Source organism: Mesobacterium hydrothermale (assembly GCF_035818635.1).
GTDB lineage: Bacteria > Pseudomonadota > Alphaproteobacteria > Rhodobacterales > Rhodobacteraceae > Mesobacterium_A > Mesobacterium_A hydrothermale.
Genome location: NZ_JAYLLH010000003.1, coordinates 203,152 through 227,024, shown reverse-complemented (window position 1 = coordinate 227,024; position 23,873 = coordinate 203,152). Strand labels below are relative to the sequence as shown.

The 23,873-nt window shown below is 63.3% G+C and carries 21 protein-coding genes; 14 read left to right on the top strand and 7 right to left on the bottom strand.

The annotated features are described in order from the left end of the window. Positions 1 to 67 precede the first annotated feature (67 nt). Complete coding sequence (locus VK792_RS03970; protein WP_326296052.1) at positions 68 to 976, top strand: hydrogen peroxide-inducible genes activator; 909 nt, start codon at positions 68 to 70, stop codon at positions 974 to 976. A gap of 338 nt (positions 977 to 1,314) precedes the next feature. Here the strand turns inward: VK792_RS03970 and VK792_RS03965 are convergent, their stop codons facing one another. Beyond that, entirely contained in the window at positions 1,315 to 2,184 is an 870-nt protein-coding gene (locus VK792_RS03965) for a LysR substrate-binding domain-containing protein (protein ID WP_326296051.1), read from the bottom strand. A gap of 141 nt (positions 2,185 to 2,325) precedes the next feature. Between VK792_RS03965 and VK792_RS03960 the strand changes: the two genes are divergently transcribed. The 3 genes from VK792_RS03960 to VK792_RS03950 are packed head-to-tail and all read left to right on the top strand — an operon-like array spanning position 2,326 to position 7,379. Beyond that, on the top strand, positions 2,326 to 3,675 hold the full coding sequence (locus VK792_RS03960) for an MmgE/PrpD family protein (protein WP_326296050.1): 1,350 nt from the start codon (positions 2,326 to 2,328) through the stop codon (positions 3,673 to 3,675). Between the two features lie 21 nt (positions 3,676 to 3,696). Then, positions 3,697 to 6,105, top strand: a complete 2,409-nt coding sequence (locus VK792_RS03955; RefSeq protein ID WP_326296049.1) for a GcvT family protein — start codon at positions 3,697 to 3,699, stop codon at positions 6,103 to 6,105. 17 nt (positions 6,106 to 6,122) lie between these two features. After that, on the top strand, positions 6,123 to 7,379 hold the full coding sequence (locus tag VK792_RS03950) for an aminotransferase class V-fold PLP-dependent enzyme (protein ID WP_326296048.1): 1,257 nt from the start codon (positions 6,123 to 6,125) through the stop codon (positions 7,377 to 7,379). Positions 7,380 to 7,385: 6 nt separating this feature from the next. Here VK792_RS03950 and VK792_RS03945 read toward each other — a convergent pair whose 3' ends face one another. From VK792_RS03945 to VK792_RS03920, 6 genes are all read right to left on the bottom strand, one after another. Next, on the bottom strand, positions 7,386 to 7,856 hold the full coding sequence (locus VK792_RS03945) for a DUF2314 domain-containing protein (RefSeq protein WP_326296047.1): 471 nt from the start codon (positions 7,854 to 7,856) through the stop codon (positions 7,386 to 7,388). 26 nt (positions 7,857 to 7,882) lie between these two features. Further along, on the bottom strand, positions 7,883 to 11,326 hold the full coding sequence (locus VK792_RS03940) for a pyruvate carboxylase (RefSeq protein ID WP_326296046.1): 3,444 nt from the start codon (positions 11,324 to 11,326) through the stop codon (positions 7,883 to 7,885). Positions 11,327 to 11,543: 217 nt separating this feature from the next. Beyond that, the gene (locus VK792_RS03935) at positions 11,544 to 12,683 is read right to left on the bottom strand and encodes an alpha-hydroxy acid oxidase (protein ID WP_326296045.1); all 1,140 of its coding nucleotides are present in this window, start codon (positions 12,681 to 12,683) and stop codon (positions 11,544 to 11,546) included. Positions 12,684 to 12,835: 152 nt separating this feature from the next. Further along, complete coding sequence (locus tag VK792_RS03930) at positions 12,836 to 13,900, bottom strand: YeeE/YedE family protein (protein WP_326296044.1); 1,065 nt, start codon at positions 13,898 to 13,900, stop codon at positions 12,836 to 12,838. 88 nt (positions 13,901 to 13,988) lie between these two features. Beyond that, positions 13,989 to 14,336 carry an ArsR/SmtB family transcription factor gene (locus VK792_RS03925; protein ID WP_326296043.1) on the bottom strand — a complete coding sequence of 116 codons (348 nt, stop codon included), beginning with the start codon at positions 14,334 to 14,336 and terminating at the stop codon, positions 13,989 to 13,991. 26 nt (positions 14,337 to 14,362) lie between these two features. Next, positions 14,363 to 14,812 (bottom strand): thioredoxin fold domain-containing protein, encoded by a 450-nt coding sequence (locus VK792_RS03920; RefSeq protein WP_326296042.1) that lies wholly within the window; start codon positions 14,810 to 14,812, stop codon positions 14,363 to 14,365. Here VK792_RS03920 and VK792_RS03915 point away from each other — a divergent pair. From VK792_RS03915 to VK792_RS03870, 10 genes are all read left to right on the top strand, one after another. Next, the gene (locus VK792_RS03915) at positions 14,811 to 15,548 is read left to right on the top strand and encodes a cytochrome c biogenesis CcdA family protein (protein ID WP_326296041.1); all 738 of its coding nucleotides are present in this window, start codon (positions 14,811 to 14,813) and stop codon (positions 15,546 to 15,548) included. The two genes, VK792_RS03920 and VK792_RS03915, sit on opposite strands and share 2 nt — an antisense overlap. Before the next feature lie 28 nt (positions 15,549 to 15,576). Continuing rightward, entirely contained in the window at positions 15,577 to 16,155 is a 579-nt protein-coding gene (locus VK792_RS03910) for a thioredoxin family protein (RefSeq protein ID WP_326296040.1), read from the top strand. Positions 16,156 to 16,280: 125 nt separating this feature from the next. Next, positions 16,281 to 16,754 carry a sulfur oxidation c-type cytochrome SoxX gene (gene soxX / locus VK792_RS03905; RefSeq protein ID WP_326296039.1) on the top strand — a complete coding sequence of 158 codons (474 nt, stop codon included), beginning with the start codon at positions 16,281 to 16,283 and terminating at the stop codon, positions 16,752 to 16,754. A 30-nt stretch (positions 16,755 to 16,784) separates the two neighbouring features. Then, positions 16,785 to 17,201 (top strand): thiosulfate oxidation carrier protein SoxY, encoded by a 417-nt coding sequence (gene soxY / locus VK792_RS03900; protein ID WP_326296064.1) that lies wholly within the window; start codon positions 16,785 to 16,787, stop codon positions 17,199 to 17,201. A gap of 25 nt (positions 17,202 to 17,226) precedes the next feature. Beyond that, positions 17,227 to 17,553, top strand: coding sequence for a thiosulfate oxidation carrier complex protein SoxZ (soxZ, locus tag VK792_RS03895; RefSeq protein WP_326296038.1), 327 nt, complete (start codon positions 17,227 to 17,229; stop codon positions 17,551 to 17,553). A gap of 61 nt (positions 17,554 to 17,614) precedes the next feature. After that, entirely contained in the window at positions 17,615 to 18,466 is an 852-nt protein-coding gene (gene soxA / locus VK792_RS03890) for a sulfur oxidation c-type cytochrome SoxA (RefSeq protein ID WP_326296037.1), read from the top strand. A gap of 100 nt (positions 18,467 to 18,566) precedes the next feature. Continuing rightward, complete coding sequence (gene soxB / locus VK792_RS03885; RefSeq protein ID WP_326296036.1) at positions 18,567 to 20,264, top strand: thiosulfohydrolase SoxB; 1,698 nt, start codon at positions 18,567 to 18,569, stop codon at positions 20,262 to 20,264. Between the two features lie 24 nt (positions 20,265 to 20,288). Next, positions 20,289 to 21,575: a sulfite dehydrogenase gene (gene soxC / locus VK792_RS03880; protein ID WP_326296035.1), complete on the top strand. Its 1,287-nt coding sequence runs from the start codon at positions 20,289 to 20,291 to the stop codon at positions 21,573 to 21,575. After that, positions 21,559 to 22,743: a c-type cytochrome gene (locus VK792_RS03875; protein WP_326296034.1), complete on the top strand. Its 1,185-nt coding sequence runs from the start codon at positions 21,559 to 21,561 to the stop codon at positions 22,741 to 22,743. The genes soxC and VK792_RS03875 overlap by 17 nt, the downstream gene beginning before the upstream one ends. A 285-nt stretch (positions 22,744 to 23,028) precedes the next feature. Continuing rightward, positions 23,029 to 23,763 carry a c-type cytochrome gene (locus tag VK792_RS03870; RefSeq protein WP_326296033.1) on the top strand — a complete coding sequence of 245 codons (735 nt, stop codon included), beginning with the start codon at positions 23,029 to 23,031 and terminating at the stop codon, positions 23,761 to 23,763. Positions 23,764 to 23,873 lie beyond the last annotated feature (110 nt).

Here is a 23,873-nt window from a genome sequence, read left to right as displayed (position 1 = left end):
AGATAGGGGATTGCCGATGCAATGTGAAATTGATTATAAAACTAAATTAGATAGGAAAAATCTATAAATGATCACCCTACAGCAAATGCGGTTCCTTGTGGCGGTTGCCGACACGTTGAATTTTTCGCGCGCGGCGGACCTGTGTTTTGTCACCCAGCCCACGCTCAGCGCCGGGATCAAGGAACTGGAAGAACGTCTGGGGGCGCAGTTGATCGAACGCACCCGGCGCAAGGTCATGCTGACACCCTTGGGAGCCGACGTGGCGCAGCGCGCCCGGGCGTTGCTTCTGGATGCGCAAGAGATCGAGACGCTGGCCCGTGCGCATCGTCAGCCCGACCAGGGTGATCTGCGGTTGGGCGCGATTCCCACGGTCGGGCCATACCTGATCCCGCAGGCGCTGCCCGCGATCCGGCGCAGGTTTCCGAACCTCAAGGTCTATCTGCGCGAAGAAATCACCGAAAACCTGATCGCGGGGCTGACCGGCGGGCGGCTGGATGTGATCCTGATCGCGTTACCTTTCGACATCGGCACGTTGGAATACAGCCCGCTGTTCGAAGACGGCTATCAGCTGGCCACACCACTGCATGACCTGGCCCGCCCGGGGCAGAACCTGTTGCAGGACGGCGGCCAACTGATGCTGCTGGAAAAAGGGCATTGCCTGCAACGCCACGCCTTGCAAGCCTATCCCGGCCGGCATCTGGAGCAGGATGAAAGCTTTGCCGCGACCAGCTTGCAAACGCTGGTCTCGATGGTGTCCGAGGGGCTGGGCATCACCTTGTTGCCCAACCTTGCCATAGACGCCGGTACCGTGGTGCGCGGAGAGGTCAGGCTGACCCCCTTGCCCGACGCCTGCCCGCGCACAGTCGTTCTGGCGTGGCGCCCCAGTTCGGCCCGCAAAACGGTGTTTCAACAGATCGCCGATGTGCTGAAAGAGGCGCGGGACAATCAAAGAGCTGCGGCCGAGCGACCAAGTTAAATGGTACCCGATTTTCAGTTTTCAAGGGTCATGCGACAAAGGTATTAGACAATGCGCGATTTTTCGGTAAGGTGAGCGCCAGCCGTCAGGGAGAGGCGTAAATTTTGCGCGATGGCGAAAAACGATGCCGAACACGCATCATGGGTTTGATCCCCGTCTACGGGCGGGTTGAGCGGGCCCAGGAACGTGGCGGATGCGAGGATTGGGAGAGCTTTGCATTGCCACCGGGCTCCGACCCGGCCAGTCTGACTGGGCCGGGTCGGACGCCGAGACCCCCAAAAAAGCTCCCCCGAAAAAAGCCCCCCAGACAAGACCACCGGTCGCACACGCACCGCAGGTTACACGCCGTGCATCAGGCAATCGACCAGTGCTGCCGCGGCGCGCGATAGGCGCGGTGCCGAGGACAGGTAGTATTTCCACGGGCTGTCCGGGCGGACATCGAACGGTTCCGCCAACCGCCCGTCCCGCAGATACCGCCCCGCCAGCGACGACAGCACCACCGCTACGCCCAAGCCCTGCGCAGCCAGTTCCAGAGCCGTGTTGGACCCGTTTGTGCGCAATGTGCCTGGCGGTGGATCGAACGGTGGCTGGTCCATCGCCTCCAGCATCGCTGTCATGGTTTCCTGCCGTCCGGCGACCGAGATCTGCGGCATGCCGACAAGGTCAGCCGGGCGCGTGATCCGCTTGGCCAGATCGGGCGCACAGACCAGCGCCAATGTTTCGGGAAGCAGTTGCCGGCAACCGGGCGGAACCTCGTCCTCGCGGTGGATTGCGATGACGATATCGGCAATGTCACGATCGGCGCGTTCCCAGACCGTGCCGTGCAGCAGCACCTCGACCTGCGGATGGGTTTCACGGAACCGCGCAAGTACCCCCGGCACCCAGCTTTCGGCCAGGCTGGTCGGGCAGGCCAGCACCACGCTTTCCTCGCGCGAGCTTTTGACGATGGCATCGGTGGCGTCGTCGATCTGTTGCAGCGCCTGCCGGAGCGACGGCAGAAACGCCTCTCCGATTTCGGTCAGGTGCAGGCTGCGTGCGCCCCGCGTGAACAGCGCCCGCCCGACATAGTGTTCGAGCGCCCGGATATGCGTGCTGATCGCGGCCTGTGTATAGCCCAGTTCCTCTGCCGCGCGGGTAAAGCTGAGATGCCGGGCCGCAACCTCGAAAGACCGAATGAAATGCAGAGGTGGTGGAGTCGGTTTTTTCATGATGCGCCCTGTCAGATGGGGTCACCATTGCGAAACTGCTGCGAATGACCAAGGAATATTTATGCGTTGTCCCCGGTTTTCTCGCGTGTGCCCGGCGCTGGCCGGGATAGTCTGGCGCACATCCCGTTCAGAGGTGCGCCCATGACCGACACGTCCCCGTCCTCGACCTTGCAGGCTGTGACCCGCTTCGTGCTGGACAGCCGCCCGGGCGATATTCCCGAACAGACCCGTGCACAGGCCGCGTTCTTGCTGCTGGACACGCTGGGCATCTGCGCGGCCTCGGCCCCGATGACAGCGGGGGTGATCGGGCGCAACGCCGCCGTGCGGCTATACGGCGGATCCGAGGCGCGGATGCTGTTCGATGGCCGGCGGGTCAGCCTGGCGGGCGCGGTGTTCGCCGCCGCCACCCAGACCGATAATCTGGATGGGCACGATGGCTATAACCCGACCAAGGGGCATGCCGGCGTGGTCATCATACCGACACTGGCGGCCCTGGCCGAAGCCATGCCCGACCTCGCCGGGGACGAGGCACTGGCCGCGCTGGTCATCGGCTATGAGATCGCCGGCCGTGCCGCGGTTGCCCTGCACAACACGGTCAGTGACTACCACACCTCGGGCGCATGGAACGCGCTGGGTGTCGCGGCGATGGCGGCGCGGCTTTGGCGGCAATCACCAGAACAGCTGCGGCAGGGGCTGGGCATTGCCGAATATCACGGCCCCCGCAGCCAGATGATGCGCGAAATCGCAACGCCCACTATGCTGCATGACGGATCGGGCTGGGGCGCGCTGGCCGGCATGTCGGCGGCGGTTCTGGCGGGCGAGGGCTTTACCGGCGCCCCCGCCGTGACGGTCGAGGCGCCCGAGGCGGCGCGCTACTGGGCCGATCTGGGCAGGTTCTGGCAAACCGATCACCAGTATATCAAGCCCTATCCGATCTGCCGCTGGGCCCATGCCCCGATTGATGCCGCGCGGGCGCTGTTGCTACAGCATGGGTTCGCCGCCAGCGACGTGGCGCGCATCACCATCCGCACCTTTCACAACGCGGTGTGCCTGTATTCGGGCCTGCCCGACACCACGTCGCAGGCGCAATACAGCCTGCCCTTCGCGGTGGCGGCGATGCTGGTGAACGGGCGGATCGGGCTGGAGCATATCTCTGGCCCCGGTCTGTCGGACCCCGCGGTCGCACGGCTTGTGGCGCTGACCGACCTGGTCGAGGACCCGATCTACGAGGCCTGCTATCCCGAAGGGCGCTGGGCCGATGTCACCATCACGCTGACCGATGGCACCGAACTGCGGTCTGGCGAAACCCACGCGCGGGGCGGGCCGGAACGGCCTTTCGCGCCCGAGGATATCACCGCGAAATACATGGAATTCGCCGGTCCCGTGCTGGGACAGGCGCGCGCCGCCGCCCTGCGCGACGCCATCCTGAACCTGCCGAAAGGCGGCGATTTTTCTGCCGTCGCGGCCCATCTTTATGACCCCACCGTTTGACGACCCCGGAAAGGACGCCCCATGCGCACCCATGCTCAGGCCGTTGTGATCGGCGGCGGCCTTGTCGGCTGCTCCATCCTCTATCACCTGACGAAACTTGGCTGGACCGACGTGGTTCTGCTGGAACGCTCTGAACTGACCTCTGGCAGCACCTGGCACGCCGCCGCCAACATTCACGGGCTGCACGACAGCACAAATATCTCGCGGCTCCAGCACTATACGATGACCCTGTATAAACAGTTGGAGCAAGAGACCGGCCAAAGCTGCGGCGTTTACCAGCCCGGCTCTTTGTACCTTGCGCAGACAGAAGCCCGCGAACACCAGCTGCGCTTGCAAGAGGCCAAGGCCCGCCGCTATGGCATGAATTTCCACGAGGTCAGCCGCGACGAGGCCGAACGCCTGCACCCGCTGGTCGATTTCGACGGTATCCGCTGCATCATGTTCGAACCCGATGGCGGCAATGTCGATCCGTCGGGCGTGACCCATGCCTATGCGGCGGGCGCCCGCCAGAACGGGGCAGAGATCCATCGCTTCACCCCGGTCACGGGAACCGAGGCGCAGACCGATGGCACTTGGATTGTGCGTACGGAACAGGGCGATATCCGTACACCCTGGGTGATCAACGCCGCCGGTCTCTGGGCGCGCGAAGTGGCGGCGATGGCGGGGCTGGAGCTGCCGCTCTTGCCGACCGAACACCAGTATTTCGTCACCGAAACGATTGCCGAGATCGCGGCGCTGGATCGCCGCCTGCCCTCGGTCGCCGACCGCGACGGGGAATATTACCTGCGGCAGGAAGGCAAGGGCCTGCTGGTCGGGGCCTATGAAAAGGACATGCGGTTCTGGGCCGAGGACGGCACGCCGATGGGTTTTGGCCACGAACTGTTCCCCGACGATCTGGAGCGGATCGAGGAAAACATGCTGCGCGCCATCGACCGGGTGCCGGTTGTGGGCACCGCCGGCATCAAGCGGGTCATCAACGGCCCGATGATCTGGTCGCCGGATTCATCCGCCCTGTTCGGGCCGGTGCCGGAAATGACCGGCTATTTCTGCTGCTGCGGCATCATCCCCGGCTTTTCGCAATCGGGAGGCTTGGGCAAGCTGGCCGCCGAATGGATGGTCGAAGGCGAACCCAGCCTGGACATGTTCGGCTGGGACATGGCGCGCTTTGGCGCTTGGGCGGGCAAGGCGTTCACCCGTGCCCGGGTGCAGGACCAGTATGCCCACCGCTTCAAGATCCATTTCCCGGGCGAAGAACGCGCAGCGGGCCGCCCGGTGCGCACCCGCCCGGTCCACCCCGACCAGCAGGCGCTGGGCGCGGTGTTCGGGCTGAACTATGGCTGGGAACATCCGCTGTATTTCGACGCGGGTACCCCCGACAGCGCCGGGTTCACCCGGCAGCCGTGGTGGGACAGCGTGGGCCGCGAATGCGCGATGCTGCGCGACAGGGCCGGGATCATCGACATTTCGAACTTTGCCAAATACCGCGTCAGCGGGTCGGGGGCGGAACAGTGGCTGAACGCGATTTTCGCCAACCGCATGCCGACGCGCGTTGGCCGGTCCTGCCTGACGCCGCTGATCGGCAAACGCGGCGGGATCGCCGGCGATTTTACTGTAACCCGGCTGGCAGAGGACGAATTCTGGGTGATCGGCTCGGGCATGGCGGAACGGTTCCACCTGCGGTTCTTCCGCCAGGTGCCTCTGCCCGAAGGCACGACATTCGAAAGCCTGACCGAACAGGTCTGCGGCTTCAATGTCGCCGGGCCGTTGTCGCGCGACCTGTTGCAACGCCTGACCAATGCCGACCTGTCGAACGATGCCTTCCCGTTCTTCCGGTCCCAACGGATCACCGTGGCGGGGATCGACGTGGTGGCGGTGCGGGTCAGCTTTACCGGCGATCTGGGCTGGGAACTGCATTGTGCCGAATCCGACCAGCGCGCGCTTTACGCCGCGCTGCTGGAGGCCGGGCAGGCGGTTGGCGCCGGGCCGGTTGGCAGCCGCGCGTTGATGAGCCTGCGTGTGGAAAAGGGCTATGGCAGCTGGGGCCGGGATTATTCGCCGGAATACTGGCCGCAGGAATCCGGTCTGGACGGGCTGATCCGCGCCGACAAGGCGTTCCTGAACAAGGCAGCCTGGGAAAGGATCCGCGACAAGGCCCCCCGCGACCTGATGCTGATGCTGGAAATCGACGTGCAGGATGCCGACGCCACCGGAGGAGAGCCGGTGTTCCTGCCCGATGGCACACCGGTGGGACAGGTCAGTTCCGGCACCTACGGCTACACGGTCGGCAGGTCGCTGGCGATCGCCTACCTCAAGGCGGGGCTTGCGGGGCCGGGCGATGCCGTGCAAGTGGCTATCCTGGGACGGCCGCACGATGCGCGCGTTCTGGACCGCCCACCGTTTGACCCAGAGGGTGCGCGTCTGCGCGCCTGACCGCAAGGAGAGATGCCATGATCGCCGACACCCCCGGCCTGATGCAGGCCGTTCGCGACCGTTTTGCCCATGTCGATGCCTGCCCCTTCACCGGGCCACGGGTGTTTTTCGAAAACGCGGGCGGGGCGCTGCACCTGAAGTCGGTGGTTGAAACCTCGGCCTTCTATGCCTCGATCCCCGACAACCAGGGCCGCGACAACGCCGCCAGCACGGCGCTGGTCGAGACGATCGCGCGGGGCAAGGCCGACATGGCGCTGTTCTTCAACGGGGCGGCCGGCCGCGTCTTCGTCGGCGAAAGCGGGACCGAGGTGCTGTTCCGCCTGATCCGCACCGCGGCGCTGGCGGCTGCCCCGGGGGGCACCATGGTGGGCTCGACGCTGGAACATCCGGCCTCCAACAGCGCCATGGCGCGCTATGCCGATGTGACCGGGCGCAGCCACCTGCGCGTCGCCCATGACGATGCCACAGGCGTGGTCGGGGTCGAGGCCTATCGCGCCCTGCTGACGCCGGACACCCGGGTGGTCAGCATCGTGCACACCTCGCCGGTGACCGGCATGGCGGTCGATGTGGCGGCAGTGGCGGCCCTGGTGCGGGAAATCGCGCCCGAGGCGTTCATCATCGTCGACGGCATCCAGCACGCCAGCCATGGCGCGGTGGACGTGGCAGGGATCGGCGCCGATGGCTATGCGGTGTCACCCTACAAGATGTTCTCGCGCCATGGCTATGGCGTGGGCTGGGCATCGGAACGGCTGAGCCTGACCATGAAGGACCAGCTTGTCGGCTCTGCCGCCGACGCCTGGGAACTGGGGACGCGCGACACCGGGGCCTACGCCACCTTTTCCGACGTGATCGCCTATTTCGACTGGCTGGGCGGAGAGGTAAGCGACGCCACCGATCCCCGATCCCGGCTCGAGGCTGCGGCAGGCGCGATCAAGCTTCAGGAACAGGCGCTTGCGCGCGCCCTGATCGAAGGCACCGGCAACCTGCCGGGGCTGGGCGAACTGCCCGGCGTCACCCTGATCGGCGGTGACCGGATCGAGGGGCGCGAAGGCGTGGTGTCCTTCGTGCTCGAGGGCGCGGCCTCGGCCGATGTGGTGGCGCATCTGAACGCCGCGGGCGTCCGGGTGCACATGCGCAAGAACGACAACTACAGCGGCAACGTGCTGGACCCGCTCGGCCTCGACAGCTGCGTGCGCGTGTCGCCGTCGCACTACAACACGCTGGGCGAGGTGGCCCAGCTTCTGGCAGCGATGAAGGCGTTGGTCGACGGCTGAACGCGGTTACCAGCCGTCGGGCAGAGGCTTGGCCGACAGTAGATCACTGATTTGCTTGGCCTCTTTCTTTGGCAGCGTTGTGACAATGACGCGGGTGGTATAGTGGCCATAAAGCCGTCCGTCGCTGCCAAAGACGCCCCAATCCGCGATCTGATCCAGTCCGAAATCAAGGTGGTCCCCAACTGCGCCGTCAAAATAGACCGGTTCGTTGGCCAGCTCTCCGCGCAAGCCAGTGCCCCTGCGGCGGACTTCGTCGACCCAGATGACTTCGTTGTCCATGCCCGGTGCGTCAACCGGAACCGCCACTTTCAGACTGAGTGCCGGATGGGCGATGCCATCCGGCGCAATCAGGTGGTCCAGAACGGTTGGCAGAAAGCTGCGGGCCTCTTCGATGGCAGCGTTCATCTGCCGGTCGTCGCTATCGAAGTTGATCAGCGGGTCCAGCGCGACAGCCGCGCAGGACAGTGACAGGCTCATGACGCAGGCGGCCAAAACAGTGCGCATCATTCCAGTTCGACCAGCAGGTCCTTGGCGTCGATCTGCGCGCCTGCGCCGACGTGCACAGCCTTCACCACCGCATCACGTTCGGCGTGGATACCGGTTTCCATCTTCATGGCCTCGATCGTCAGCAGCAGGTCGCCTTCCTTGACGGTGTCACCCGCGGCCACCACGATCGACGCCACGACACCCGGCATCGGCGCGCCGATGTGGTTGGCGTTCCCGATCTCGGCCTTGGGCCGTGCGGCGCTGCTGGCCTTGGCCTTGCGGTCGGGCACGCGGATGGTGCGCGGCTGGCCGTTCAGTTCAAAGAACACCCGGACCTCGCCATCGTCCTGCGGCTCGCCCACCGCTTGCAGGCGGATCTCCAGCGTCTTGCCGGGGTCGATTTCCGCGGTGATCTCTTCGCCGGGCTCCATGCCATAAAAGAACGTGCGCGTCGGCAGGGTGCGCACCGGGCCATAGATTTCATGCCGCTCGGCATAGTCGGTGAAGACCTTGGGATACATCAGGTAGCCGTTCAGGTCCTCGTCGTCGATCGCCAGCCCGTTCAACTGCTCCGACAGCTTGGCGCGGGTCTCTTCGATGTCGATCGGCGCGGCATGCAGGCCGGGGCGGTCGGTGAAGGGCGCCTCATCCTTCAGGATCTTCTTCTGGATCGCCTTGGGCCAGCCGCCCGGCGGTTGGCCCAGGCTGCCCTTCATCATGTCGATGACCGAATCCGGGAAGCTCAGTTCGGTCCCCGGGTCTTCGACCTGCGCCCGGGTCAGGCCCTGGCTGACCATCATCAGTGCCATGTCGCCCACCACCTTGGACGACGGGGTGACCTTGACGATATCCCCGAACATCTGGTTCACGTCGGCATAGGTCTGGGCGACCTCGTGCCAGCGTTCCTCCAGCCCCATGCTGCGCGCCTGCGCCTTGAGGTTGGTGAACTGCCCGCCGGGCATTTCGTGCAGATAGACCTCGGATGCGGGGGCCTGCATGCCGGATTCAAACGCGGCATACTGGCCGCGCACGGCTTCCCAGTAGTTGGAAATCTCGCGGATCGCGGCGATGTCCAGCCCGGTGTCGCGCTGGGTGAAGCGGAAGGCCTCGACGACCGAACCCAGCGTCGGCTGGCTGGTGTTGCCCGACAGCGCGTCCATCGCGGCATCGACGGCATCGACCCCGGCATCCGCCGCCGCGATGATCGTGGAAATCGCGGCGCCCGAAGTGTCATGGGTGTGGAAATGGACGGGCAGGCCGACCTCTTCCTTCAGCGCCTTGACCAAAGGCCCGGCGGCAGGCGCCTTGAGCAGGCCCGCCATGTCCTTGAGCCCCAGCACATGGGCGCCCGCGTCGCGCAGTTCCTTGCCCATGGCGACATAGTATTTCAGGTCGTACTTGGCCCGGTCGGGGTCAAGGATATCGCCGGTATAGCAGATCGTGCCTTCCAGCACGCGGCCGGTGTCCAGCACGGCATCCATCGCGACGCGCATGTTTTCGACCCAGTTGAGCGAGTCGAACACCCGGAACACGTCGACACCGGTCTCTGCCGCCTGCTTCACGAAGAACTGCACCACGTTGTCGGGATAGTTCGTGTAGCCCACACCATTGGCCCCGCGCAGCAGCATCTGGGTCATGACGTTGGGCATCGCCTTGCGCAGGTCGCGCAGGCGCTGCCAGGGGCATTCCTGCAGGAACCGATAGGCGACGTCGAAGGTCGCGCCGCCCCAGCATTCGACGCTGAACAACTGCGGCAGCCTGGCGGCATAGGCCGGGGCGACTTCGATCATGTCGCGCGACCGCATCCGGGTGGCCAAGAGCGACTGATGTCCGTCACGCATCGTGGTGTCGGTGATCAGCAGCTTGTCGTGCGCCAGCATCCAGTCCGCCACGGCCTTGGGCCCTTCGGAGTCCAGCAGGGTCTTGGTGCCGGCGGGGGCGTCATCCTTGCGCACCTTGGGCGCGCGGGCGGGTTTCAGGTCGGCAGCCGGTTTCGGACGTCCCTGCACCTCGGGGTGACCGTTCACCGTGATGTCGGCGATATAGGTCAGAACCTTGGTGCCCCGGTCGCGGCGCTTCTTGAAATCGAACAGTTCCGGCGTGGTGTCGATGAATTTGGTCGAATACTGGTTGTTCAGGAAGGTCGGGTGCTTCAGCAGGTTGATGACGAATTCGATATTCGTGCTGACGCCGCGGATGCGGAATTCGCGCAGCGCGCGGTCCATCCGGTGGATCGCCTTTTCCGGTGTCTGTGCCTTGGCGGTGACCTTGACCAGCAGCGAGTCGTAATAGCGCGTGATCACGCCTCCCGCATAGGCGGTGCCGCCATCCAGACGGATGCCCATGCCGGTGGCCGACCGAAAGGCGGTGATGCGGCCATAGTCGGGGATGAAGTTGTTGGTCGGGTCCTCGGTGGTGATCCGGGTCTGCAGGGCATGGCCTGTCAGGCGGATGTCATACTGGCTGGCCTTGCCGGTGGCCTCGGCCAGCGACTTGCCCTCGGCGATCATGATCTGGGCCTGCACGATGTCGATGCCGGTCACTTCCTCGGTCACGGTGTGTTCGACCTGAACGCGGGGGTTGACCTCGATGAAGTAAAACTTGCCGCTGTCCATATCCATCAGGAATTCGACGGTGCCGGCGCATTCGTAATTCACATGGGCGCAGATCTTGCGCCCCAATTCGCAGATTTCCTCGCGCTGTGCCTCGGACAGATAGGGGGCCGGGGCGCGTTCGACGACCTTCTGGTTGCGGCGCTGGACCGAACAGTCGCGTTCATACAGGTGATAGATATTGCCATGCTTGTCGCCCAGGATCTGAACCTCGACGTGGCGGGCCCGGGTGATCATCTTTTCCAGATAGCCTTCGCCGTTGCCAAAGGCGGCCTCGGCTTCGCGCCGACCTTCCAGCACCTTGTCCTTCAGTTCGTCGGGGCCGTTGATCGGGCGCATGCCGCGACCGCCGCCGCCCCAGCTGGCCTTGAGCATCAGCGGATAGCCGATCTCGTCCGCTTCCCTGGCGATGGCGTCAAAGTCGTTGCCCAGCACCTCGGTCGCGGGGATGACCGGGACGCCGGCGGCGATGGCCACCTTGCGGGCGCTGGCCTTGTCGCCGAGCGCGCGCATAGTGTCGGCCTTCGGACCGATGAAGGTGATGCCGTTGGTCACGCAGGCATCGACGAAATCGGGGTTTTCCGACAGCAGCCCATAGCCCGGGTGGATCGCGTCCGCGCCACATTCCTTGGCGACACGGATGATTTCATCGATCGACAGGTAGGCGGCGACCGGGCCCATGCCTTCGCCGATGCGATAGGCCTCGTCGGCCTTGAACCGGTGCAGGCCCAGCTTGTCTTCCTCGGCGTAGACGGCGACGGTTTTCTTGCCCATCTCGTTGGCGGCCCGCATGATGCGGATCGCGATCTCGCCTCGGTTGGCGATCAGGATTTTCTGGAAATCGGGCATCGGGTCGGGGCCTCCTGTCGGCGGAATTTCGTGTTGCACATTGCTAGCGCCACGCCGCAGTGCAGCGCAAGCCTGCTGGGGGGCAGGTGTAAGATTTCTGTAACATTTCGCAACGTGGTGTTGCGCCGCAATCTGCCCGGTGCGGTGACAGGTTGCGGTGTTGGATTTGAGTATTTGAAGAAAGATGAAAGGGTTACGGGGGGAGCCCAGCCATTCGTCACGGCGCGGGCACCAGCCGGGCTGGCAGGTCGGACAGGCGGGCGCAGCCAAGCTGGCCCATGTTGGCCTCAAGATCCTTTTTCAGCATGTCGATGAGGTGCGGCGGGCCGGCGTCGCCGAGGGCCGCCAGCGCGTAATGCCAGGCGCGGCCCATCATCACGAAGTTGGCGCCGAGGGCGAAGGCGCGGAGAATGTCGAGGCCGCCTTCGATGCCGCTGTCGACGATCAGGGGCAGGGGCGTGGTGGTGCGGATCGCGGGCAGGACTTCGATCGGGGCCGGGGCGGCGTCGAACTGGCGGCCGGCGTGGTTCGACAGCCAGATCGCGTCGACGCCCTCGGAGTCGAGCCGGGGCACGTCGGCGACGTTGAGCACCCCCTTGACCACAAGCGGGCCATCCCAGGCGTCACGCAGCCAGCGCAGGTAGTCCCAGTCGGGCGAGGTGCGCAGCAGGTAGCCGGCGTGCTGGGTTGAGCCCAGTCCGGTGATCTGACCGGCGTAGTCGTCGATCAGCCGCATCCGGGGCATACCAAACCGCGCGGTGCCCAGGGCCCAGGCCGGGCGTTGCGCCACCTGCCACAGCAGCCGCGAGGTCAGCCGGGGGGGCGAGGTCAGGCCGGAGCGGACCTGCCGTTCGCGGCGCGAGGCGACGGGCACGTCGACGGTCAGCACGAGCGTGGAAAAGCCTGCGTTTTTCGCGCGTTGCAGCATGTTGCGGCGGATGTCTTCGTCGCGTGGCGGGTACATCTGGAACCAGCCGTTGCCGTCGATGCAGGGCGACAGGTCCTCGGGCGTTCGGGAGGCGACGGTGGACAGGCCGTAGGGCAGGCCGGCCCGGGTGGCGGCGCGGGCCAGGCGGCGTTCGGCATCGGGCCAGAACAGGCCGGACATGCCGACCGGGCTGACGCCGAAGGGCAGGGGAACGTCGCGGCCCAGCAGGGATACGCCGAGGTCCGGGGTCAGTTCGCCGTGCAGGATCGAGGGCATCAGCAGCACTTCGTCGAGCTTCTGGCGGTTGCGGCGCTGGGTGGCTTCGGTTCCCGTGGCGCTTTCGAGGTATTCCCAGACGAACCACGGCATCCGGCGCCGGGCGCGGGACTTGAGGTCGGACAGGGCGGGGTAACGGGCGTGCAGATCCATGGCGCCACGTTTGCCACAGCGCGAAAACTTGTCCAGTGGGAACCGGCGGCCCGGCCCGGAAAACGGGGGGCACATTGCATGCACAGCCTATGCACATCCCATGCGCATGGCGTGCGCCTTGCGCGGGCGGGTCGGTGCCGGCAGGAGAGCGGTTATTCGGCGGGCTGGAAGCCGACGATCAACTGGCGCAGGCCAAGCGCCGCGCCGGCGAAGATCGCCGCCATGGTGATCGGGGCCGAGACCGCGAGGACCGACATCGCCGACAGGCCCTGGCCCACGGTGCAGCCAAGCGCGATGACCGCGCCGACGCCCATGATCGCCGCGCCGATGATCTGGCGGCGCAGTTCGCGCGGGTCTTCGCAGGCTTCCCAGCGGAAATGGCCGCGGATCAGCGAGCCGATGAAGGCGCCGCCCCAGATGCCCGCGACCGAGCCCACCGCAAAGCTGAGGGGCCGGGCGCTGCCGGTCATCCACCACAGGATGGTGTCCCCCACGGGGGCCGAGAAGCTGTGCGAGACCACCGGGATCGCCTCGAACCCGGTGTTGGCGATCCACTGGGTGCCGGCCCAGCCCGACAGGATGCCAAGGCCCACCACGGCCGACCAGAAGATCTGCGCCGGTTTCTTGCGCAGGCCCGGGGACAGCAGGGAAAAGCCCAGGATCAGCACACCGATCACGATGCCGACCGTATTGGCGGACATGCCGGTTGCGGCACCAAGGTAGTGGGCGATGCCGGGCGGGATTTCATCGGGCAGGACATCGGTTTGCGGGAAGATGGCGGCGCGCAGGGGGGCGAACGGGCCGTTCAGCACCACGAAGGCCGATACGCCCATCACCAGAACGATGACGAAACTGCGCAGGTCGCCGCCGCCCAGCCGGGCGATGGCACCGAAGCCACAGTTGCCAGCCAGCGCCATGCCATAGCCGAACAACAGGCCACCGACGACAGAGGCGAGCGGCATCCAGCGGATCGACAGATAATAGGTTTCGCGGTCGGTCAGGTAGCCGCTCGCCATCAGGGAAAAACTGCCGATGACGGCAACGCCAATAGCAATGCCCCACATCCGCAGGCGCACGTCCGTGCCGCCGTAAAGATAGTCCTCGATCGCGCCGAGCGTGCAGAACCGGCCAAGACGCGCGGCCAGACCCAGAAGGATGCCGCCTCCAAGGCCGACAAGCGCGGCGAGGTTCGACTCTGACAGAAGATCGAAAAGCATCTTTGCCGGGGCCTCCTTCCGCCCTGACCTAGGAAAAACGAGTTTTCAGTATGCGGCTGTACGCAGACAAGGGCAAGTGCCCCTGCAATCACGTTTTGTCGGCCTCGTCGCCGCAAAACAGGTCATAGACCGTTTCCAGCATCTTTGTCGGGCGCGGATCGGCCAGCCGGTAATAGATCGCCTTGCCGTCGCGGCGGGGCACGACCAGGCCTTCGAGTCTGAGTCGCGACAGTTGCTGAGACACGGCGGCCTGCCGGGCAGAGAGCAGTTCTTCGAGTTCGGTGACGGTCTTTTCGCCCGAGACGAGGTAGCACAGAATCATCAGCCGCCCTTCGTGGCTGATCGCCTTGAGGAAGGACGAGGCCGTGGTCGCCTTGTCGACGATTTCTTCGAGTTCGTCGTCTGTCAGTCCGTTGTGGATCACGGGAAGGGGCATGCGTTCACGTCCTGCGCGTGCGGCGATCAGGAGCCACCTTTGGAAAAATCCGTGTGCTTTTCAAGCATCATGCCCAACAGCCCCCAAAAGAAGTCTTCGCCTGGATAGCCTTCGATTCTGTCGATTTCGGCGCCATCGTCAACCAGGATGAAGGTCGGCGTGAAATTGACCTTGCGGGCATATGTGATGCCTTCGGGCGGGCCGCTGCGCTTGTTGGCATGGACCAGGGGGGCGAACTTGCCTTCAGGGGTCTTGGGATAGATCGGACCGATCGTGCGTTCCCACGCCTCGCAATAGGCGCAGCCGGGCTGCGAGACCATGACAAGCTGCGGTTCGGCCGCAACGACCTGGGCTGCAAGGCACCACGCGGCGGTGGCCAGTGTCAGAATTCTTTTCGCGAACATCACGCCACCGATTGACCAAGGTATAACCCACAACATAATCTGAATATGTGAATTGATCAAGGGAGGGGTCATGTTCGACATATCATATGTCGGCGCGTTCTTGGCAGGGCTGGGGGCGTTTTTCACGCCCTGCATCCTGCCGATGGTGCCGTTTTACCTGTGCTACATGGCGGGTATATCCATGTCCGAACTGCGCGAGGAGGGCGGAATCGCCCCCGGGGCGCAGCGCAGGCTGGTTGTTTCGGCCATCATGTTCGCGCTGGGCGTGACCACGATCTTCATGCTGCTGGGCATGGGCGCCACCGCGCTCGGGCAGGCATTCGCCGACTGGAAACGCCCGCTGAGCTATGTCGCGGCGGCGGTGATCTTCCTGTTCGGGCTGCATTTCCTGGGGATCATCAAGATCGGCTTTCTGTATAACGAGAAGCGCGTCGAGGCGAAGACCGACCCGACCACCGTGCTGGGCGCCTATGTCATGGGGCTGGCATTCGGATTCGGCTGGACGGCCTGTGTCGGACCGGTGCTGGCGACGATCCTGATGATCGCCTCGGGCATGGGCGACATCCTGCAGGGGGCGCTTTTGCTGGCGGTGTTCGGGCTGGGCATGACAGGGCCGTTCGTCATCGCTTCGTTGTTCGCGAAACCGTTTCTTGCCTGGATGCAGCGGAACCGCAAATATCTCAACCATGCCGAGAAGATCATGGGTGCCATGCTGATTCTGTTCGCGATCCTGATCGCGACCGATTCGGTGAACATCATCTCGGACTGGATGATCGCCACGTTCCCGTCGTTCGGGAACCTGGGCTAATTTTCAGACTATGGAGGGAGAGCCGACCATGAAACGTTTTGCACTGACAGTTGCTGCGGCGCTGATGGCGATGCCCGTCTGGGCGGTCGAGATCGGCGATGACGGGCTGCACAAGGAGCCGTTTTTCCATGACACGTTCAAGGACATGCGCGAGGATCTGGCCGAGGCCAATGCCGAAGGCAAGCGCCTGGTGCTGTTCTTCGAACAGCGTGGATGCATCTATTGCAAGAAGATGCATGAAGAGGTGTTTTCCGACCCCGACCTGAACGCCTTTATCGACGAGAACTTCTTTGCGGTGCAGCTGAACCTGCATGGCGACACCGAAGTCATTGATTTCGATGGCGAAGCCTTGTCGGAAAAGGACATGGCGCGGAAATGGCGCGTGATGTTCACGCCGAACATCATGTTCATGCCCGAAGAGGTGCCCGAAGGCCTGTCCGCAGCCGAAGCCGCCGTCGTGGTGATGCCCGGCGCCTTTGGCAAGGGGACCACGAACGACATGTTCACCTGGGTTCTGGAGAAGCGTTACGAGCTTGATAACGGGGAAGATTTCCAGCGCTACCATGCGCGCCGAATCTCGGAACGGGCGAACGGGTCAACGGAGTGACCCGCGACAAATCGGATCACTAATTCACAGAAGTGAATTTGATGTTGCGAAAGGCCCCCACGGTGGCCTACGGTATACACCAGCCGAAGAATCCGAAAATCATCGGTCAAGCCTAGGGAGGGAATATGAGGCTTACAGTTATTTCGATCGCAGCGGCTTTCGCTGCGACCACCGCACTGGCAAACCCTGTCGCACCGGACGACGTGGTGTTTGGCGAATACGGTGAAGTCGAGGCATCGCTTACCGGCGTTCCTGGCGATGCCGCAAACGGTGCCAAGATCATGTACAACCGTGGTCTGGGCAACTGCATCGCTTGCCACGAAGTCACCGCACTTAAGGACCAGCCGTTCCACGGTGAAGTGGGTCCGACCCTTGACGGCACCGGCGACGTCCGCACCGAAGCGGAACTGCGCGGGATCGTCATCAATGCCAAGATGACCTTCGAAGGGTCGGTGATGCCTGCGTTCTATCGCACCTCTGGCTTCACCCGTCCCGGCGATGGCTACACCGGCAAGGCGGCTAAAATGCCGATCGCGCCGATCCTGAGTGCTCAGGAAATCGAAGATGTCGTCGCTTACCTGATGACGTTGAAAGACTAAACGCTTCCCCAAACCTTGAGGAGATACATGATGGAGTTTACCCGTCGCGAGACGCTGGCAATCGGTGCCGGCGCGGCGCTGATGACCGTCCTGCCCTTCCGTGCAAACGCATCGGCAGACGACGCAATCGCCGCATTCACCGGTGGTGCCGCAATGGCAGATACCGGCGTTGAACTGGGCGCACCGGAAATCGCCGAGAACGGCAACACCGTTCCGATCGACGTTTCGGCACCCGGCGCATCGGCCATTCTGGTTCTGGCCGCCGGCAACCCGACCCCGGGCGTTGCAACCTTCAACTTCGGCCCGCTGGCGGGTGATCAGACTGCAAGCACCCGCATTCGTCTGGCAGGCACGCAGGACGTGATCGCCGTGGCCAAGCTGGCCGACGGCACGTTCGCCCGCGCTTCCAAGACCGTTAAAGTGACCATCGGCGGCTGCGGCGGCTGATCGGTATATCCAGGAGAAAACGAACATGGCATCTGGTGTTAAGCCCCGCGTCAAGGTCCCGAAGAGCGCCTCGGCTGGTGAAGTCATCACCATCAAGTCGCTGATTTCGCACCCGATGGAATCGGGTCAGCGCAAGGACGGCAGCGGCAATATCATCCCGCGGTCGATCATCAATCGCTTCACTTGTGAATATAACGGCCAGTCGGTGATCGACATCACCCTGGAGCCGGCGATCTCGACCAACCCGTATTTCCAGTTCGACGCAACCGTCCCCGAAGCCGGTGAATTCAAGTTCACCTGGTACGACGATGATGGTTCTGTCTACGAAGATACGAAAAAAGTCAGCGTCTGATGACGTTGGTCCTGCCCCCGGTCAGCGGGGGCAGGGCAATCTCATGGGAGGGAACAACATAATGAAATTCAAGGCACTGACCGCTGTCGCCGCGCTGATGCTGACGTCGACGGTTGCCGTCGCCGGTGGCGCTGACGACGACTCGCTGGTGATCAACGGCGATATCGAGATCGTCACCAAAACCGCTGCCCCGGCGCATCTGGACGGCCACCTGGACGAAATCATCTCTGGCTGGCATTTCCGCGATAACGAAACTCAGGCCATGGAAATGGACGACTTCGACAACCCCGGCATGATTTTTGTCGATCAGGCACGTGAAACCTGGGCCACCGTCGATGGATCGGAAGGCAAGTCCTGCGCATCCTGCCACGGCGAGCCCGAGGACATGGCCGGCGTGAAAGCCGTCTATCCGAAGTGGAACGAAGGCGCTGGCGAAGTCCGTACCCTGGTGATGCAGATCAACGACTGCCGCACCACTCGCATGGGTGCCGACGCGTGGAAATATGACGGTGGCGACACCACCGCCATGGAAGCGCTGCTGGCCTCTGTGTCGCGCGGTATGCCGGTGAACGTCGCCATCGACGGTCCGGCGGCAGCAACCTGGGAAAAGGGTAAGGAACTTTATTACACCCGTACCGGTATCCTGGATCTGTCCTGCGCGTCCTGCCACGAGCAGAACTATGGCAACTACATCCGCGCAGACCACCTGTCGCAGGGTCAGATCAACGGCTTCCCGGCGTACCGTCTGAAAAACGCCAAGCTGAACGGTGCACACAACCGTTTCAAGGGCTGCGTTCGTGACACCCGTGCCGAGACCTACAAAGAAGGCTCGCCCGAGTTCATCGCGCTGGAACTGTATGTCGCATCGCGCGGCAACGGCCTGTCGGTCGAAGGTCCGTCCGTCCGTAACTAATCGCCGGGACCCCGCGTTCTTGATTGACGCGGGGTTTCTTCTACCTAACAAATTCACACATGCGCATGTGTGTCGCGAAAGCTAAAGAAAGATCCCTCCCATGATCTCAAGACGCGATTTTCTGCAGGTTTCGATGGCCGCTTCGGCGATCGTCGGCGCCTCCGGTTTCGGTAATTGGGCTCGTCTGGCTGCACAACAAAGCCTGACCCAGGACCAACTGCTTCAGTTCGATACGTTTGGTAACGTGTCGCTGATCCACGTGACCGACATTCATGCTCAGATGGTGCCGATCTATTTCCGCGAGCCGGAAATCAACATCGGCGTCGGCGGCAACAAAGGGGCCGTCCCCCACATCACCGGCGCGGATTTCCGCAAGGCCTATGGTATCGCAGACGGCTCTCCCTCCGCCTATGCGCTGACCTACAACGACTTCTCGTCGTTGGCCCAGATGTACGGCCGTGTCGGTGGTCTGGACCGCATGTCGACGGTGATCGACGCGATCCGCGCCGACCGCCCCGATGCGCTGCTGCTGGACGGCGGCGACACCTGGCACGGCTCCATGACCTGCTACAAGACCGCAGGCCAGGACATGGTCAACGTGATGAACGCGCTGAAGCCGGATGCGATGACCTTCCACTGGGAATTCACCCTGGGGTCGGGCCGCGTGAACGAACTGGTCGAAAGCCTGCCGTTTGCCGCGCTGGGTCAGAACATCTTTGACGCCGAGTGGGACGAACCCGCAGAGCTGTTCAAGCCCTACAAGTTCTTCGAGCGTGGTGGCGTGAAGGTTGCCGTGATCGGTCAGGCCTTCCCGTACATGCCGATCGCCAACCCGCGCTGGATGTTCCCGGAATACAGCTTTGGTATTCGCGACGAGAACATGCAGGCGATGGTCGACGAAGTGCGCGAAGCCGGGGCCGAGCTGGTTGTCTGCCTGAGCCACAACGGGTTCGACGTGGACAAGCAGATGGCGTCGGTGGTGACCGGCATCGACGTGATCCTGTCGGGCCACACCCACGACGCGCTGCCGGAACCGGTTCAGGTCGGCAACACCTTCATCATCGCGTCGGGGTCGAACGGCAAGTTCGTCAGCCGCGTCGATCTGGACGTGCGCGACGGCAAGATGATGGGCATCAAGCACAAGCTGATCCCGATCTTCGCAGACGTGATCGCGCCGGACCCTGTCATCACCAAGATCATCGAAGACGAGCGCGCGCCGTTCCAGGCCGAGCTGTCGGAAGTGATCGGCCAGACCGATTCGCTGCTGTATCGCCGCGGCAACTTCAACGGTTCGTGGGACGATCTGATCTGCGATGCGCTGATTTCCGAGCGTGAAGCAGACATCGCGATGTCGCCGGGCGTGCGCTGGGGTCCGTCGATCCTGCCGGGCCAGGACATCACCCGCGAAGACATCTTCAACGTCACCTCGATGACCTACGGTGAAGCCTATCGTTCGGAAATGACCGGCGAATTCATCAAGGTGATCCTGGAAGACGTGGCCGACAACATCTTCAACCCCGACCCGTATTACCAGCAGGGCGGGGACATGGTCCGCATCGGCGGCATGGGCTACCGGATCGACATCACCAAGCCGCAGGGCGAGCGCATTTCGGAAATGACGCTGCTCAAGACCGGCGAGGCGATCGACCCGTCCAAGTCCTACGTGGTTGCAGGCTGGGCCTCGGTCAACGAAGGGACCGAAGGGCCGCAAATCTGGGACGTGGTCGAAAGCCACATCCGCAAACAGGGCACGATCAAGCTCGAGCCCAACAACAGCGTTACGGTTGTCGGTGCGTAAGCATTGCCAAAGAAGGAGCCAGACATGACGACTGAGACAAAGGGAAAGGGCGCTTCGCGCCGTCAGTTCCTGACCGGTGCAGCCGCCATCGGCGCGGGCACCGTTGCCGCGGGGTTTGCCCGCGCGGCCGAGCCCGATCCGCTGATCACCGAAGTGCAGGATTGGGCCAGCGCCACCGGCGCCGGGGTTGACGAAACCCCCTATGGCCTGCCGATCGAGTTCGAGAGCGACGTGATCCGTCGCAACGTCCCGTGGCTGACCGCGGATCCGATTTCCTCGATCAACTTCACGCCGATCCACGCGCTGGACGGCACGATCACCCCGCAGGGTTGTGCGTTTGAACGTCACCACTCGGGCGCGATCGAGCTGAAGAAAGAAGACTATCGTCTGATGATCAACGGCCTCGTTGATGCACCGCTGGTCTTTACCTACGAAGACCTGGAGCGTTTTCCGCGTGAAAACCACGTGTATTTCTGCGAATGCGCGGCAAACACGGGTATGGAATGGGCCGGTGCCCAGCTGAACGGCGCCCAGTTCACCCACGGCATGATCCACAACATGGAATATTCCGGCGTGTCGCTGCGCACCCTGCTGGAAGAAGCCGGCCTGGACGCCGCGGGCGACCTGGCGGACAAGTGGGTTTACGTTGAAGGTGCCGACGCATCGTCGAACGGCCGTTCGATCCCGATGGAAAAGGCGCTGGACGACGTTCTGGTGGCCTTCAAGGCCAACGGCGAAGCGCTGCGCATGGAGCATGGCTATCCGGTTCGCCTGGTCGTTCCCGGTTGGGAAGGCAACATGTGGGTCAAGTGGCTGCGCCGCATCGAGGTGACCAACCAGGCGGTCGAAAGCCGCGAGGAGACCTCGAAATACACCGACACCCTGGCCGATGGCACCAGCCGCAAGTGGACCTGGGTCATGGACGCCAAGTCGGTTGTGACTTCGCCCAGCCCGCAGTCGCCGATCAAGCATGGCCATGGTCCGATCGTCATCACCGGCATGGCATGGTCCGGCCACGGCCGTATCACCCGCGTCGATGTGTCGACCGACGGTGGCATCACCTGGCAGACCGCGCGCCTGGGCAGCACCCAGGGGGCGACCAAGGCGGTCACCCGTTTCTACCTGGAAACCGAGTGGAACGGCGAAGAGTGGCTGTTGCAGTCGCGCGCAATGGACGAGACCGGCTATGTTCAGCCCACCAAGGCAATGCTGCGCGAAGTGCGTGGCGAGAACTCGGTCTATCACAACAACTGCATCCAGACCTGGCATGTGAAATCGAACGGTGAGGCAGAAAATGTCGAAGTCTCTTAATCTCTTTGGCGGTGCAACCGTCGCGACGGTCGTCGTTCTGACCGGCGCCTACAACTTTGCTGATCGCTTCGTCGAAGGGCTGCCTTCGGACGCGCCGGTACTGGAAGCAACCGAGGCCAACCCGTTCTTCTCGCTGGTGGCCGCTGCCGAGGCGGCGCCGGAACACGTGGGCAAGTACGGTCTGGGCCGTGTCGCCCTGCCGGAAGAAATCGATGCGTGGAACCTGGACGTGTCGCCCGACGGCACCGGCCTGCCGGAAGGGTCGGGGGACGTTCTGACCGGTGAAACCGTGTTCGAAGACAACTGCGCGGTTTGCCACGGTTCCTTCGCGGAAGGTGTCGACAACTGGCCGAAACTGGCCGGTGGTGACGGTACGCTGGCCGACAAGGACCCGCTGAAGACCGTCGGCTCGTACTGGCCGTACCTGTCGACCGTGTTCGACTATGTCCACCGCTCGATGCCGTTTGGCGCCGCGCAGACCCTGTCGGCTGACGACACCTATGCGATCGTCGCGTACATCCTGTATTCGAACGACCTGGTGGATGACGATTTCGTGCTGTCGAAGGAAAACTTCGCGGACTTCGAAATGCCGAACAAGGACGGCTTCATCATCGATGACCGGGCCGAGGCGGAATACAGCATGTGGCGTGCCGAGCCTTGCATGGAAAACTGCAAGCCCGAGGTGAAGATCACGATGCGCGCGACCGTTCTGGACGTGACCCCGGAAGAAGAAGGTGCCGCAGACGAAGCCATGGCGGAACCGGCCGAAGCACCGGCCACCGAAATGGCAGCGGCTGAGCCGGCAGCAGAAGCTCCGGCCGCGGCAGAGCCGGTTGCTGTTGCTGCCGCCGCGATCGACGCGGATCTGGCGGCCAAGGGCGAAAACGTGTTCAAGAAGTGCAAGGCCTGCCACCAGGTTGGTGACGGCGCCAAGCACCGCACCGGTCCGGAACTGAACGGCATCGTCGGCCGCGCTGTCGGTGGCGCCGATGGCTTCAAGTACTCGGCTGCTATGGCCGATCACGGTGGCATCTGGACGGTCGAAGCGCTGGACGCCTATCTGGCCGATCCGCGTGGCAACATCCCGAAGAACAAGATGTCTTTTGCCGGTCTGAAGAAAGAAGACGACCGCGCAGCCGTCATCGAATACCTCAAGACGTTCAACTGATCTGAACGTCTCGCAGGGCCAGTCCTGGCCCTGCACGGGTCAGAAGGGCGGGGTGATAACCCCGCCCTTTTCATTTTGCCAGAGAAATGTGCGAAATGCCCATATCTGCGACATGCCGTGCGTTGACAGACAAAAACATTCCTTCAGAATGTCTTTTATGAACGGCGTCCGGACGGTGCAAAGATGCGCTTTGCCCAGTGTTTGGATCCAGTCAGGAAACGGGAGATTTCCTGGCCGCTGCCGTCATAGCAGGAGGAGGACCCGCTACTGTTTTTTCGTGATCCAATGCCCCAGGTGCGTGCGACGCTGTGGGTTGTTTTATATGCAGGTGCGCTGACGCTGCTGCCGTTTGCCGGTGGCGCCAACGCCGAAGAAAAAGCCGAAGCCATCGGCGACCCCGGCCGGGGGGAACAGGTGTTCAAGAAATGTGTCGGCTGTCACCGTGTCGGCAAGGATGCTGAAAACCGTACCGGGCCACATCTGAACAATATCTTTGGCCGCAAGGCCGCGGATATCGAAGGCTTCTTCTATTCCAAGGGCCTGCAACGCGCGGCACAGGACGGGCTGGTCTGGGACCTGGAACGCCTGGATGCCTATATCGAGAATCCCAAGGCCCTGGTCAGTGGCACGCGGATGTCATTTCGCGGGATCAAAGACCCCCAAGAGCGCCATGACGTGCTGGCCTTCCTGCGGCAATACACCGCAAGTCCGCAGGATATCCCGGAATCCGCCCCGACCATGACAGCGCACGAGGTGCAGTTGCCGCCCGAGATCCTGGCGATTGTCGGGGACCCGGAATACGGCGAATACCTGTCGTCGGAATGCAAGACCTGCCACCAACAGGACGGCTCTGACCAGGGGATCCCGTCGATCACGCGTTGGCCCGAGGAAGATTTCGTAATTGCCATGCATGCTTACAAGCGCAAGCTGCGACCGCATCCGGTTATGCAGATGATGGCGAGCCGATTGTCGGACGAAGAGATCGCGGCGCTGGCCGCGTATTTCCAGTCTCTCGAATAGAACCCGTTAAAGGGGTACCGGAAAAGGGCGCCTTGGCGCCCCTTTCTCATTTCTAAAAAACATAATATATTCAATAATTTATATAGGTATTTCGGAAATGAATTTGTTAT

Bases quoted from the DNA above. Each gene is read 5' to 3' on its own strand.
- VK792_RS03970 (WP_326296052.1), top strand. From the start codon at position 68: ATGATCACCCTACAGCAAATGCGGTTCCTTGTGGCGGTTGCCGACACG.
- VK792_RS03965 (WP_326296051.1), bottom strand. From the start codon at position 2,184: ATGAAAAAACCGACTCCACCACCTCTGCATTTCATTCGGTCTTTCGAG.
- VK792_RS03960 (WP_326296050.1), top strand. From the start codon at position 2,326: ATGACCGACACGTCCCCGTCCTCGACCTTGCAGGCTGTGACCCGCTTC.
- VK792_RS03955 (WP_326296049.1), top strand. From the start codon at position 3,697: ATGCGCACCCATGCTCAGGCCGTTGTGATCGGCGGCGGCCTTGTCGGC.
- VK792_RS03950 (WP_326296048.1), top strand. From the start codon at position 6,123: ATGATCGCCGACACCCCCGGCCTGATGCAGGCCGTTCGCGACCGTTTT.
- VK792_RS03945 (WP_326296047.1), bottom strand. From the start codon at position 7,856: ATGAGCCTGTCACTGTCCTGCGCGGCTGTCGCGCTGGACCCGCTGATC.
- VK792_RS03940 (WP_326296046.1), bottom strand. From the start codon at position 11,326: ATGCCCGATTTCCAGAAAATCCTGATCGCCAACCGAGGCGAGATCGCG.
- VK792_RS03935 (WP_326296045.1), bottom strand. From the start codon at position 12,683: ATGGATCTGCACGCCCGTTACCCCGCCCTGTCCGACCTCAAGTCCCGC.
- VK792_RS03930 (WP_326296044.1), bottom strand. From the start codon at position 13,900: ATGCTTTTCGATCTTCTGTCAGAGTCGAACCTCGCCGCGCTTGTCGGC.
- VK792_RS03925 (WP_326296043.1), bottom strand. From the start codon at position 14,336: ATGCCCCTTCCCGTGATCCACAACGGACTGACAGACGACGAACTCGAA.
- VK792_RS03915 (WP_326296041.1), top strand. From the start codon at position 14,811: ATGTTCGACATATCATATGTCGGCGCGTTCTTGGCAGGGCTGGGGGCG.
- VK792_RS03920 (WP_326296042.1), bottom strand. From the start codon at position 14,812: ATGACCCCTCCCTTGATCAATTCACATATTCAGATTATGTTGTGGGTT.
- VK792_RS03910 (WP_326296040.1), top strand. From the start codon at position 15,577: ATGAAACGTTTTGCACTGACAGTTGCTGCGGCGCTGATGGCGATGCCC.
- soxX (WP_326296039.1), top strand. From the start codon at position 16,281: ATGAGGCTTACAGTTATTTCGATCGCAGCGGCTTTCGCTGCGACCACC.
- soxY (WP_326296064.1), top strand. From the start codon at position 16,785: ATGGAGTTTACCCGTCGCGAGACGCTGGCAATCGGTGCCGGCGCGGCG.
- soxZ (WP_326296038.1), top strand. From the start codon at position 17,227: ATGGCATCTGGTGTTAAGCCCCGCGTCAAGGTCCCGAAGAGCGCCTCG.
- soxA (WP_326296037.1), top strand. From the start codon at position 17,615: ATGAAATTCAAGGCACTGACCGCTGTCGCCGCGCTGATGCTGACGTCG.
- soxB (WP_326296036.1), top strand. From the start codon at position 18,567: ATGATCTCAAGACGCGATTTTCTGCAGGTTTCGATGGCCGCTTCGGCG.
- soxC (WP_326296035.1), top strand. From the start codon at position 20,289: ATGACGACTGAGACAAAGGGAAAGGGCGCTTCGCGCCGTCAGTTCCTG.
- VK792_RS03875 (WP_326296034.1), top strand. From the start codon at position 21,559: ATGTCGAAGTCTCTTAATCTCTTTGGCGGTGCAACCGTCGCGACGGTC.
- VK792_RS03870 (WP_326296033.1), top strand. From the start codon at position 23,029: ATGCCCCAGGTGCGTGCGACGCTGTGGGTTGTTTTATATGCAGGTGCG.